The organism is Flavobacterium sp. C3NV, from assembly GCF_046825355.2.
Taxonomy (GTDB): Bacteria; Bacteroidota; Bacteroidia; order Flavobacteriales; family Flavobacteriaceae; genus Flavobacterium.
Genome location: NZ_JBKQBJ020000014.1, coordinates 1 through 13,723, shown reverse-complemented (window position 1 = coordinate 13,723; position 13,723 = coordinate 1). Strand labels below are relative to the sequence as shown.

Genomic DNA, 13,723 nt, shown 5'->3' with positions numbered 1-13,723 from the left:
ATTTAAATAGTAGATTTTTCTTTTAATAATTGTTTGATTGCCAAAGCTCCGCCAGCAATACTTTTTATATTTTTAAATTGATGTTTCTCAAGCAATTCAACAGCTATTTTACTTCTGATTCCGGATTGACAGAAAATGTAAATTGTTTGGTCTTTATCCAGTTTTTCAATTTGATTTTCTAAATTCATTAAAGGAATCTGGATTTGATTCTTCAAATTGATTTTTGGCGATTCGTCACTATTTCTAACGTCTAGAAATAAAACCTCATCATTATTGATTTCATCTAAAACCGAATCAAAATTTACCTCTTCAATCTGATTTTCTTCTTTATATTTTTTATCAAAAATTTCTTTGTTCATCAATTGAACATCGCTTTTATCAAAGTCATATTTCTGCTGGTCATTATTCAAAATATTATACACTAGAATTTTACCATTCAAAACTTCTCCAATTTCCAGAATCATTTTGATAACTTCATTTGCCTGAAGCATTCCGATAATTCCAACCGTTATTCCAATTACTCCAGCATCTTCACAACTGGCTGATTGTGTATTTTCATCCGGATATAAACATCTGTAAGTAGGTCCGTTTTGATAATTAAAAACCGAAACCTGGCCTTGAAATCTAAAAATAGATCCGTAAACCATTGGTTTGTTAGTTATTAAACACGCATCGTTTATGAGATATTTAATTGCAATATTATCCGTTGCATCAACAATAATATCATAATTTTCAAATAAGGAAATGGCATTTTTTCCGGATAATTTCTCTGTAACTGCCTTCACTTTTACAAGCGGATTCAATTCGGCAATCATCGCTTTTGCTTCCTCTGCTTTATATTTTCCAACAGCCGAGCTTTTATAAATCACCTGACGATGCAAATTCGAAATTTCGATAACATCATCATCAACAATCCCTATTTCGCCAACGCCACAAGCAGCCAAATATGGCAATATCGACGCGCCCAAACCTCCTGCTCCAATAACCAGAACTTTGCCTTTAGATAATTTATCCTGACCGTCCTCTCCTATTTCAGGAAGGATTATTTGTCTGTTATAACGTGCTGTTGTATTCATACAAACTCAATTTATCCTCCTGCAAAAGGCGGTAATAAGGCCACAATATCACTTGTTTGTAACTTGTAATCTGTTGCTTTTGGTACAATTTTTTGGTTTACTGCCACGCTAAAAGAGATAGATTCAAATCGATATTTCTCCTCCAGATCCTGCAATAAATCCTGCAGTGATACCTCAGAAGAAGCTATCTTTTCGAAACTACATTTCGTTTTTTCAGCCACAGCACCAAAATATTTAATCTCAATCATTATTTTAAATTTAAATTCTGAAAAATAAATTCATCTTCAAAATGTTCCTGAAAATAAGACGTCAGACTTGAAGTATTTTTTACTACTTCACCAATTACAATAATTGCCGGCGACGAAATTTTATTTTCAGCTACTAATTTACTAATTGAACTTATCGTTCCTACTACTTTTTGTTCGGTATTTTTAGTACCGTTCTGAATAATCGCTATAGGCAAATCGTCTTCCCTATTTTGCTGATAGATCGCAATGATTTCCTCTAATTTATGCATTCCCATCAAAATAACCACCGTCGCATTCGATTTTGAAGCTAAATGAACATCTTTAGACAATTCGTGATTAGAAGTTGTTCCTGTAATTACCCAAAAACTTTCGGCAATTTGTCGTTGCGTCAGACTTATTCCAACCGAAGCCGGAACTCCAAGAGCAGATGAAATTCCCGGAACAATATTGGTTGCTAACCCAAATTGTTCTGCATATTCTATTTCTTCACTTCCTCTTCCAAAAATAAACGGATCACCGCCTTTTAAGCGTACTACATGACCATAACGATTTGCCATCGAAACAATCAATTCGTTAATCTGATCCTGCGTATAAGCGTGGCAGCCTAATCTTTTACCCACAAAAACAATTTCTGCCTTTGTTGCATATTGTAATAACTCTTCATTGACAAGCGCATCGTATAAAACAACATCAGCATTCTCTAAAGCTTTTATTGCTTTTAATGTAATTAATTCGGCATCGCCAGGACCTGCGCCTACAACAGTTAATTTTGGTGTTTTTAAATTTCGCATAGTTTTTAACTTAAATTGATATTCAGGTCGTTTAATTCGTCAACAGAATTAATGTTAGTCAAATGAAAATTTTCACTCTCTTCTATCGTGATGATTTGATGCGGAATTTTCGCTATTAAATTCATCATTTTTAAATCGTCATTATCAATTGCGCTTTTGATAATGGGTAATACTTTCTTAGAATAAATTCCAATTAAGGGATGCATTCTGCTTTCCGAAGAAAAAACGGTAATTTCAGCTTCCTGATTGTGTTTCGAAATTAATTCTAATAATAATTCGGTCGAAATTAACGGAATATCACAACTCAGAATCAAATTGAATTCTGTTTCAGAATTGGTCAACGCTGTGTAAATTCCTCCCAAAGGTCCTTTATCAGTTATTATGTCGGGTATTTTTTGGTACAATAAATAATCGTATTCTTTATTATTCGTTATTAATTTTATAGTCGATGTAATGGGTAAAACTGCTTTAATAATATGCTCAATAAATGGTTTATTCTGAAACAGGACTAAACCTTTCTCAGCTTGCATTCGGGAACTTTTTCCTCCACAAAGAATAAATACTGTTAAAGCTTCCATGACTAATTTTGTTTCAGGTTAAAATGATAAAAATTTTACAGCAAAGAGCGCCAAGATTTTATTTTCTATTGAGTTTAAAATAAAGTTCACAAAGCTGAATCAATACAAAGCTTTGCGAACTTTGCTGTTTTCAATAAATTACTTAGGCAAAAGAACATTGCGTACTTTGCGGTTAATTTTTTGTTTTACATTTCAGGTTTTACCATTGTTACTTATTTTTTTTATGGAAAAATCAATTTTATACTTGCCATTAAAATCACGGTTCCTAAAACAAATTTTAATGTTTTATTAGAGAAATATCCACTACCGTAAAATCCGCCTAAAACTCCTCCAATAACTGCAATCGGAACCAAATAAAAACTCTCCATCGGGATTGTTTTTCCTCCTAAAAAGAAGCCTAACATACCAGCAAATGAATTCACAAAAATGAATAAACTTGATATTGCTGCAGACTCTTTTACCGTTGCCCAACCTAAAAATAATAAAATTGGGCTCAGAATAATTCCACCGCCAATTCCTAACATTCCAGACAATAAACCTATTATAAATCCTATTGCCAATGCAAAAGGCAATTTAATCTCAACTACTTCTTTTTCTTTAAAACTAAATAATCCAAACAATCTGAATGCAGCAAATACTAATACAAGGCCTAAAATGATTTTGTAAATCGTGTTATCCAAAGTCACAAAACCACCAATAAATGCAGCCGGAACCGAGGCAATCGCAAACGGATAAAAAAGCTTTGGCTTGAAATAATTCATTCTGTAATAAAAGAAAAACGAAATACTGGATACGAATAAATTCAAAAGCAACGCCGAAGGTTTCATAATAGCCACCGGAAAAGCAAAAATGGTCATCAAAGCCAAATAACCCGATGCGCCGCCATGTCCTACACTAGAATACAAAAAAGCAATCACAATTAAAGCGAAGCTGAATAATACAATATTTTCGGAACTAAGAAGGTTCATAATTTTTGTTTCAGGTTTTATTTTTTGTTTAAAGTTTCCAGTTTTCCTTGTTTCAGGTTTATGCTGTATGTTTAAATTTACATACTGCATTTCAAACTTTTTAATCAATTTCTAAATTCTATTCTCTTTATTCTATTCTCTTTATTCTATTCTCTTTACTCTATTCTCTTTACTCTATTCTCTTTACTCTATTCTCTTTACTCTATTCTCTTTATTCTATTCTCTTTATTCTATTCTCTAAACCTAATCTATTGGCAAAAGAGTAACTAATTGCCCTTTTTTCAAACTTTCTACATCATTTGGAACCACCAACAAACTATTAGCGATTGCAAAAGTATTTAGCATTGCTGAACTCTGTCCGTCTAAAACGGTAACATGGGTTTCATCATACAGAGCTTTTAAAAATAATGTTTTTCCGGTTGTATTGGTAACATTCTCATTCAATTTTCGAAGCATTTTCTTTAAATGAATGTCTGAAAATCCCATTCTGTTTTTGATTGCAGGATATACATAAATATAAAAATTAGTTAATGATGAAGCCAGGTTACCGGGTAAAGCAAAAACTAAAGTGTCATTTTTAGATCCAAAAAACATTGGTTTTCCGGGTTTCTGGTTGATTTTATAAAAAAGTTCCTGTACTCCGTTTTCTAATAACGCTTCTTTAACAAAATCATAATCTCCAACAGAGATTCCTCCTGATATTAAAACGATATCGTATTTCTTTAAAATTTCTTTTAATGCTTTTTTAGTAGCCTTAAGATTATCCTTTACTTTATAAACTTTTGTTTTCTTCACTCCGATTGTCTGAAGAGCAGCCTGTAACATCACCGAATTGCTTTCGTAAATTTTTCCTTTAGATAATTTCTTACCAGGTTTTACTAATTCGTTTCCGGTTACTAAAATTGCCACTTTGGGCTTTTGATATACCTCAACTTCAGTTATTCCTAAACAGGCTAAAAAACCAATAGCCGCAGGTGTAATTAAAGTATTCGCCTTAAAAACAACTTCTTCTTCGCCAATTTGCTCTCCTTTATTCCGAACATTAGTAAATTGTTCCGGCATTCTGGTAATTAAAATGGAACTTTCAGTAGCCATTACGTGCTCCTGCATGATTACAGTATCGGCATTATCAGGTACATGAGCACCTGTAAAAATCCTCACCGCTTCATTTTCTTTCAGTTTTATTTTTGAATGATCTCCGGCCTGTACAATACCTACCACATCATATTGATGTTTTTCGCTATGAATAAATGCATAACCATCCATTGCCGATTGACGAAATGGCGGCATTGCAATTGGAGAATAAACTGTTTCTGCCAAAATATATCCCAGTGATTTACTCACCTGAATTTTCTGAACTGGCATGTTCGTGCTATTTTCTGCAATAATTGATAAGGCTTCTTCGACTTGAATCATGTTGGCTATTTTGTATATAAGCAAAAAATACTTATTACAAATATAAGTATTTTTACTTAGTTTAAATCATTAGTAATCTAAAATTTTAAAAGAATATAAATTTAAGCTTAATTCTTCATATACTTCCAGAAAAAACGACAAATAGCTTTGTTATTCTGTTTAATAAATTTTATTTCGTTATTTTTCTTTTAAAATTTCCGGATGGCAAATAATACATCCATGCAAATCCGATAAAAAACAGGACTGCAGAAGCTATAAAAGCAGGTAATAAAATCTCTTTATTATTATCTAAAGCGTTATTCAGGGAAGCATAAAGTAACCATATTTGAATACTCACATTTAAAATTAAAACAAAAATGAGTGTCGAAAGTATGTTATTAAGCTTATTAGGATTAGCGCGATTCTGACTTCTTCTAAAAGTACTCATAGCTTATTGAATTTAGGGTTATAAATAAATGTCTTTTTTTTCTACCATTGCTTTTACATAAACGGCATTGTCTTTAAAAAACACTTCCAGTTGCGGTAACGCTCTTGGCGGTGGCCCGGCAATTACATCTCCGGTCATGGCATCAAATGAACCTTCATGACATGGGCAATGAATGATTCCTGTTCCCGGTTTGTAAAATACAGAACAGGAAAGATGCGTACATTTTTGCTCATAAGCCCTGAAATCTCCACTTTCTAAATGAATCAATATGTACGGAATTGTACTTCCTTCGATTACGAATCCTCTTGTTCCTCCTACTGGAATTTCATCTTTATTACAAATAAAATGTTCTCCCTGAACACCTTCTTTTGGTAACAAATAAGCTTTGGCAGCAACGAATCCGCTTCCTACCATTAATCCTCCTGAAACAAAGGTCAGGAACTTAGCAAAATCGCGTCGGCTTACCTGAGTAGATTCGAGTTTTTTTATTGGGAAATCTTTTTTCCAGTTTTCATTTAAATTATCTTCTTTTGACATGGATATAGATTTAATATATTCTTAATTCTTTACTTCCTTTAGGCATCATAATATTCACTTTGGTATTGACTGTTTCTTTACCAAAAATAAATGTATTGACAGGCGAACTATTGGGTCTCATTTCTTCGATTTCTGCTCTTGTTCCGTAAAACAAAGCGCCACTAGGACAAACAGTTGCACACATTGGTTTTTTGCCCACACTTGTTCTATCGTAACACATGGTACATTTCATCATCAAATCGTACTCTTCCATTTTTTTAGGAACTCCAAACGGACATGCCATTACGCAATTTGAACAACCAATACATCTTTCTGTATTTGCCGTATGAACAACTCCAAATTCGTCCTGAGAAATAGCGTCAGCAGGACAAACGTTGGCACAAACCGGATCTTCACAATGCATACAAACCTGTACAGTTGTCTGAATTGTTGAAGAACGTTCTACATAATTCACGCTTATTAATGATTCCTGTCCATTCGTTTCGCATTCTGCACAAGCCATTTCACAAGCTTTGCAGCCAATGCAGCGTTGCAGGTCTACAAAAAACTCTTCGTTTTTATTGAAATTAGTTAAATTCATCGTGTCATTTTTTTATAGATTAAACACTTGCATAAGCTTCAGATTCATTAGATGGCGGTGCTATTGTTCCTTGCGGATGTAATGCACACGCACAAACTTTAAACTCCGGCATTTTAGAAACCGGATCTAAAGTGCCTATTGTTAGTTGATTTGCCGATTTAATCCCTGGCCAGTGGTAAGGAATAAAAACGGTATCTTTTCGTATAGTTTCAACAATATTCGCTGGGAAAAGACCTTCACCTCTTCTTGTTGCGACACGAACTAATTCTCGTTGTTTGATTCCGTATTTAGCAGCAAGTTCGGGATGAATTTCTACCATTGGTTCAGGAAACTGATCTACGAGTTTACCAATTCTTCGGGTTTGTGTTCCGCTTAAATATTGAGAAACAACGCGTCCCGTAGTAAGGGTTATTGGGTATTCGTCATCTGTAACCTCACTTGGCAATCTGTAAGGTGCCGGATTAAAATGCGCTTTCTTATCCGGAGTACAAAATACTTTGTCTTCCCATAATCTAGGTGTTCCCGGATGATCGTCTGTAGGACATGGCCAGAAAACACCCATATTATCTTCTATCTTTTTATAAGATATTCCAAAATAATTTGCTGTTCCACCTTTAGAAGCGACACGTAATTCATTGAATATCGCTTCACTATTTTCGTATGTAAATTTATCTTCTTCTCCCAATCTTTTAGCTAATTCTAAAAAGATAGAGGTATCTGTTCTGGCATCTCCCGGAGGAGTAACAGCCTGACGAATTCGAATCACACGTCCTTCTGCTGAAGTTGTCGTTCCTTCTTCTTCTTCCTGTAAAGATCCTGCAAGAACAATATCTGCATGGCGGGCAGTTTCATTCAAAAAGAAATCAATACAAACATAAAATTCCAGTTTTTCAAGTGCTTCACGCACATAACTGTTGTTAGGTAATGATACTAACGGGTTGAAACAAATAGAAAGTAAACCTTTGATTTCTCCTCGATGAATGGCATCAATAATTTCATAAGCCGACAGGCCTTTTCCAGGCAAATCTTTTTCGTCGATACCCCAAACATCTGATATGTATTTACGATGTTCCGGATTTTCGATATCTCTGTTACCAGGCAATTGATCGCACTTATGTCCGTGCTCTCTTCCTCCTTGTCCGTTTCCTTGTCCTGTTATTGTGGCATATCCGCAATACGGTTTACCTAATCTGCCTGTTGCCAGAACTAAATTGATACAGCCTACTACATTATCAACTCCTTTAGTATGTTGTTCGATTCCGCGTGCGTGAAGTAAGAAACTCGTTTTTGCTTTCCCCCATAATTCGGCAGCAGCTTTAATCTTTTCTTTATCAATACCCGTAATTTCTTCTGCCCATTCTAAAGTGTTGTCTTTTACAGCATCAATTGTTTCCTGAAAACCTGAAGTATAATTGTCTATAAAATCGTGATCCAGCATATCGTGATCTACGAGATATTTAAGCATAGCACCATATAAAGCAGAATCTGTTCCGGGTTTTACATCAAGGTGAATATCAGCAGTTCTTGCCAGTGGAATCATCCTTGGATCGATAACAATTAATTTTGCTCCGCGATCTCTGGCTTTCCAGATCCAATGTGTTAATGTTGGAAAAGTTTCACTAATATTTGCTCCGGCAACTATAATTACCTCAGCATGTTCTAAATCTGAATAATTGTTTGAAGCACGATCTAAACCAAAAGCTTTTTTATTTCCGGCACCCGCACTTACCATGCAAAGTCTTCCGTTATAATCCAGATTTCTAGTTTTTAATGCAACACGGGCAAATTTTCCTACCAGATAACTTTTTTCATTTGTTAGCGATACTCCTGATAGCATTCCAAACGCATGCTTACCGTATTTTTCCTGAATTCTTTTGATTTCAGATACGGTTTTGTCCATTGCTTCATCCCAGGTAGTTTTCTCAAAACCTTTTCCTTCTACTCTTTTTAAAGGATGTAAAAGACGGTCAGGGTGATTGTTTTGCAGATAACGCTGTACCCCTTTTGGACATAAACGTCCTTCATTAAAAGGAAACTCCATCCAGGGTTCGAAACCTACTACTTTATTTTCTTTCACCAATAATTGAATACCACATTGCATTCCGCAAAAACAACAATGTGTTTTTACTACGTCATCTGGTTCGTCTCTACCTACGTAACCATCTTTTGGTGCATAATTTAAATGCGGTCCAAAATCTTCAATAATCTTTTCGGTTGATACGGGTAATTTTGCCATGTCTTTATTTTGTTTCAAGTTTCTTTTGTTTCAGGTTTCAAGTTTTACTGTGACTGAAAAACTGAGACTGAAAACTTTCTATTTTTTATCCAAATAAGCTTCCGCCACTATCTAATCTTGCTTTTAGGTGTGCTTTAGCTAAGCGTGATCTTTTTCCTTCAGGACTTAAATCAAGGTGTGATGTACCATCTTCATGTGTAAAATCAAAACCTAATTGTTTGGTCACAATTTTTAAATCATCAATATGAAGTTTGGTCGCAAATTCTTCTCCTGTATGAGGACAAACTGCCATTCCCATTTTCATTCCTTCTTTTTTATAAATATGCGCTCCAATCTGTGCCGGACGCTGAATGATGTGGAAGAATTTTCCAAACGGAATCCAGATCAAAAACATAATTACCGTTACAGCATGAATTACAGCTAAGAAGTCATACGCAAATCCTTTCATAAACTGATAAGAATAAGTAAGACACAATCCGGTAACTGATATTGCAATCAATAAAATTAGAGGCAATAAATCTCCTTCAAAGGTTTGGGTTGCGATTAAACCTGGATTCGTCAATCTTCTTCTTAAATAATAAACAGATCCGAATATCACCAGCCATGAAGACCAGTTTAAGGCGTGAAAAATCAAAAAAGCCATTACAGATCCAATTTGGAAATCCATCATTTTAAATCCAAAAAAATGAGCTTCATAAACCGATATTGAATCTTGTGCCAATGTAAAATGAATCCATCCAAACGTAAGCGGGATTGTTATTGCAAAGGCAGATAAACAGCCTAACGCAATACAAAAGTGTGCTGCCCAACGGTATTTACTTCTGGGATAAATGAATTTTTGCACTACAATATTCCCAACAGTTTCTTTACCTAAAAACCACATATGAGAAAATATTTTTCCCGTAAACAGAAATTTAATACTACGTTTGAAATACATCCATGTTGGCGGACGCTGCAGCCAAACAGAGTAACGATACACTATCCCGAAGAAAGCAAATACAGTTCCGAATAGATAAGTTACAAGAGCCGCATCAAAATTTTGCAATTGTCGGGATCCGTAAAACACAAGCACTATAGTTAATGCAGATACAAGAGTTGCAACAAGTAAAGCTTTGGTATTAAATGTTTTATTTTTCATCCTTAATTTTTATTTAATGATTACTTCTTAACTTGGTTTCTCACAACCTTTACGATTATAGAACCACCAATTGATACCTGTAGCTAATATAGTAAAAATAGCAACACCAATAAAGAATTGATTTACAGTACCATTAGCAGAAAGATTATTTCCAATTAGTTTAGAGAATATAAACGGTCCAAATGCTGCAATTGCTGCTGTCCATCCGATAACTCCAGCTGCCTGACGTTGGTTTTCAGCAAAAATAATTGGGTATTGTCTAAATGTTCCCGCATTTCCAATTCCTGTAAAGAAGAACATTCCCAAAATTACAGCTACAAACATCGGGAACTGATCCATACTTGTTGGGGCTACCAATCCTTGTGTAACTAAAAGAACTGAACCTGCTAAAATTCCTAAACCAGTAATGGTAGTAAGGATAGCTCCACCAACTTTATCAGCCACAAAACCAAAAGCAATTCTACTTGCAGATCCAATAAGAGGACCGTAGAATGCATATACTAAAGGATCCGGTGCATTAGGGAAATCTCCGTACAAGAACTTAATCATCAAAGGAAAAGCTGCAGATAAACCTGCAAATGTTCCAAAAGTCATTACATAAGTAATCGTACAATACCAAGTGTGTTTATTAGAGAAAATATCCATTTGTTCTTTAATAGAAGCTTTCATTGGAATACTTCTTAAATAGAACCAACTTATAATAGATAATATAATTAAAAATGGCGCAAACCAGAATGCTGCAGATTGCAAGTATATTTCTTTGTTTTTAACTGCAGTATTATCAGGACTAAGATCATTTAATATTTTCTCAGCCATTTTTGGGTTTGCATTTGCAATCGCTTTAGCCTTAGCTTTTACTGGCAATGCGGTAAAAAGAGCTACTTTATCATCAGATTGTATTGATGTTGTAACTGAGTCAATTACGTTTTTCTTTACGTTTGATAAAATCTTAGTCTGAACCTCGGCATTAAGAGCTGCAAAAACTTCTTTTTGTTTTTCGATACTTGTATTTTGGAAAACAGTTATTGTTTCTTTAGGATCAATGCTTGTAAAAACTGAAGCTGCTCCATAAATACCAACACTAAGAACAAGTGGAGTAACAAACTGAGCTACTGAAACCCCAAAATTTCCAATTCCGGCTTGTATTCCAAGTGCTGTACCTTTAAGTCTTTTAGGAAAGAATAAACTTGTACTTGGCATGTAAGAAGAAAAATCCCCTCCACCAAAACCAGTTGTAAAAGCTAATACTGCAAATACCCAAAACGGAGTATTTACATCCATAACGGCAAAACCAATACCTATTACAGGAATTAATTTAATTGCTGTAGCAAAAGAAACTACATGTCGCGTACCAAAAATTGGCAATATAAAAGTGTGTATGATTCTCAGAAAACCTGCTGATAAACCAGGAATTGCTGTTAACCAAAAAAGTTGATCTTTAGAAAAATTAAATCCTAGTCCTGGCAATTTAACGGCTATTACACTCATCATAAACCAAGAGGCAAATGATAGTAATAATGTTATTGTTGTGATTGTTAAAGTTTTCCAGGCAATTTTACTTCCGGTAGAACTCCAAAATACATCATCTTCGGGGTCCCATTTGTCTAACCAAGTTTTCATATTTGTATATTTATTAAATTATTTGTTATTAATGATTGTCTTCTATATGTCTGTTGAAATTGGGAGATTTTGTTCGCATTACATTTATAATTGTTCTGTGCATCCAAAGCAAACAAAGAACAGAAATGACGAAAATAAATATCCATGAGCTGGTCCAGAGGCCAGTATAATTAAGTAAGTAACCAAAGATGATAGGACCTACAAATCCGCCCAAACCACCTATTAAACCAACCATTCCTCCTACTACACCTACTTCATTGGGAAAATATTCCGGTATATGTTTGTAAACAGCCGCTTTACCAATTCCCCAGGAAATACCAATGAGAATTACCAAAATAACATACACCCATAGATTAGCGCTAAATTTGATTTGTGTTATACCCTGAGCTAATAGTTCTTTCTTTTTTACTTCCTGATTTTGTTTTACAACAATTTCCTGCCATGAGTTTTTTACTGGGAAAATAGCTGTTTCGTGATCTTCTGAAGTTTCTTTTTGATTGATTTTATGCACTTTACCATTTACAACTATGGCATCTGCAGCAATTTCAGTCACTACTCCATTATTAGTTGCCAGAACTCCGGGTCCTGCCGTAAAGATTTCCATTTTAGGGAACATTAGTAAAAAACTAATCACTATTGATGATCCCAACACCCAATACATTACTTTTCGTGCTCCAAACTTGTCTGATAAATATCCTCCAAATGCTCTCACAATTCCGGATGGTAAGCTAAACATGGTTGCAAACATTCCTCCCATCACTAGTGAAGTATGATAAACGTTCATGAAATTTGGCACTAGCCATTGCGAATACGCCACAAAACATCCAAAGACTAAAAAATAATAAGCTCCAAATCTCCAAACTCTCATGTTTTTAAGGGGAGACATTAACTCTGTCATTGTTTTTGAAACACCGGTATTGACTTTGTTTTTAGCAAAAACAATAAAAAGCAATCCTATAAGTACTAATACAGAGGCATAAATAACCGGTAGCATTTTCCAGCCATTAACAGGATCTGTCTCTGAAAAATTATTTAATAAAGTGGGCGCAATAAAAGTGGTAATTGCAGCACCTGCATTTCCCATTCCAAAAATACCTAAAGCCCTACCCTGCCAATTTTTGGGATACCATATAGAGGTATATCCAATTCCGACAGCAAAGCTTGTACCTACTAAGCCGAAGAAAAAACTTAGAACAGCAAAACTCCAAAAAGAGTTAGCGAAAGGAAGAAGAAAAAGCGGAATGGAACATAATAACAACAACACAGAAAATATAATTTTACCACCATATTTATCTGTTAAAATTCCAATGGGAAGTCTAAAAACAGAACCTGATAAAATAGGGATTCCTAGTAACCAGCCTGTTTCGACAACCGTCCAGTTGAAGATTCCTTTATCTACAAGATAAGTAACCAGAACACCATTTAGTGTCCAACAGGCAAAACACACTGAAAAAGCCAGTGTATTTAAAAATAAAATTTTGTGAGATTGAGATAGATTATTCATATAAAAATATTAAAATATCTAATTTTAATTATTAATGAGTACTTACTTCCTCAATTATAAAGCAAAATTAGACCGTTAGATTCTTACAAAATATGATATATATCATATTAAAAGACATTCTTATCCTTAATACCAACAAACAATAACCACCTAAAAATCAAGCAGTTTCAACAAATAGCAAATTGCATTCTTTTTAAGATGAGAGTTTTACAGATTACTAGCCCTTTGCGGGCATTATCCCATAATAATTCTACTGAATACAGATAAAATAATAGCTGATCTATTTTTTTCTAATAAATATTAACACAATAAAAATAAGAAAATATTTGTAGTAAATAACTAACAATTAAGCTTTTATGCGAAAATTTTACAAATCTCATACTTTTTTCGTCCCTAATCCCTTATTTTCCTATTGGTACAATTGCTATTATTTTTCTTATAAAAATTTATAATTTCAGAAAGTCATTTATAATCTGGGAATTACATATCTGATTTTAAATTAGTCAGTATTAGACGTTTTTGAAGCTTTTTTGAATGTATTAAGTTTTTAAAAACCAGAAAATTAAGTATAAAATACTACATTTTTAATCTCGTACAGGATACT

13 protein-coding genes are annotated in these 13,723 nt (G+C 34.1%); all 13 read right to left on the bottom strand.

The annotated features are described in order from the left end of the window. Positions 1-2 precede the first annotated feature (2 nt). Complete coding sequence (gene moeB, locus ACIDC4_RS18345; RefSeq protein WP_412042398.1) at positions 3-1,076, bottom strand: molybdopterin-synthase adenylyltransferase MoeB; 1,074 nt, start codon at positions 1,074-1,076, stop codon at positions 3-5. A gap of 11 nt (positions 1,077-1,087) precedes the next feature. Next, complete coding sequence (locus ACIDC4_RS18340; RefSeq protein WP_412042399.1) at positions 1,088-1,324, bottom strand: MoaD/ThiS family protein; 237 nt, start codon at positions 1,322-1,324, stop codon at positions 1,088-1,090. Beyond that, positions 1,324-2,115: a uroporphyrinogen-III C-methyltransferase gene (gene cobA / locus ACIDC4_RS18335; protein WP_412042400.1), complete on the bottom strand. Its 792-nt coding sequence runs from the start codon at positions 2,113-2,115 to the stop codon at positions 1,324-1,326. The genes ACIDC4_RS18340 and cobA overlap by 1 nt, the downstream gene beginning before the upstream one ends. A gap of 5 nt (positions 2,116-2,120) precedes the next feature. Next, positions 2,121-2,693: a molybdenum cofactor guanylyltransferase gene (locus ACIDC4_RS18330; RefSeq protein ID WP_412042401.1), complete on the bottom strand. Its 573-nt coding sequence runs from the start codon at positions 2,691-2,693 to the stop codon at positions 2,121-2,123. Positions 2,694-2,914: 221 nt separating this feature from the next. Continuing rightward, positions 2,915-3,661, bottom strand: a complete 747-nt coding sequence (locus ACIDC4_RS18325; RefSeq protein ID WP_412042402.1) for a sulfite exporter TauE/SafE family protein — start codon at positions 3,659-3,661, stop codon at positions 2,915-2,917. Between the two features lie 243 nt (positions 3,662-3,904). Beyond that, a complete protein-coding gene (locus tag ACIDC4_RS18320) occupies positions 3,905-5,077 on the bottom strand; it encodes a molybdopterin molybdotransferase MoeA (RefSeq protein WP_412042403.1) in 1,173 nt (390 codons plus the stop codon). A gap of 169 nt (positions 5,078-5,246) precedes the next feature. Next, positions 5,247-5,504 (bottom strand): DUF6755 family protein, encoded by a 258-nt coding sequence (locus ACIDC4_RS18315; protein ID WP_230039812.1) that lies wholly within the window; start codon positions 5,502-5,504, stop codon positions 5,247-5,249. Positions 5,505-5,522: 18 nt separating this feature from the next. Continuing rightward, entirely contained in the window at positions 5,523-6,041 is a 519-nt protein-coding gene (locus ACIDC4_RS18310; RefSeq protein WP_412042404.1) for a QcrA and Rieske domain-containing protein, read from the bottom strand. A 10-nt stretch (positions 6,042-6,051) separates the two neighbouring features. Further along, complete coding sequence (locus ACIDC4_RS18305) at positions 6,052-6,621, bottom strand: 4Fe-4S dicluster domain-containing protein (RefSeq protein ID WP_230039817.1); 570 nt, start codon at positions 6,619-6,621, stop codon at positions 6,052-6,054. 19 nt (positions 6,622-6,640) lie between these two features. Beyond that, positions 6,641-8,857, bottom strand: coding sequence for a molybdopterin oxidoreductase family protein (locus ACIDC4_RS18300; protein ID WP_412042405.1), 2,217 nt, complete (start codon positions 8,855-8,857; stop codon positions 6,641-6,643). Between the two features lie 85 nt (positions 8,858-8,942). Continuing rightward, positions 8,943-9,995, bottom strand: coding sequence for an MFS transporter (locus ACIDC4_RS18295; protein WP_412042406.1), 1,053 nt, complete (start codon positions 9,993-9,995; stop codon positions 8,943-8,945). 27 nt (positions 9,996-10,022) lie between these two features. Next, on the bottom strand, positions 10,023-11,615 hold the full coding sequence (locus tag ACIDC4_RS18290; protein WP_412042407.1) for a magnesium transporter MgtE N-terminal domain-containing protein: 1,593 nt from the start codon (positions 11,613-11,615) through the stop codon (positions 10,023-10,025). 28 nt (positions 11,616-11,643) lie between these two features. Continuing rightward, the gene (locus ACIDC4_RS18285) at positions 11,644-13,119 is read right to left on the bottom strand and encodes an MFS transporter (protein ID WP_412042408.1); all 1,476 of its coding nucleotides are present in this window, start codon (positions 13,117-13,119) and stop codon (positions 11,644-11,646) included. Positions 13,120-13,723 lie beyond the last annotated feature (604 nt).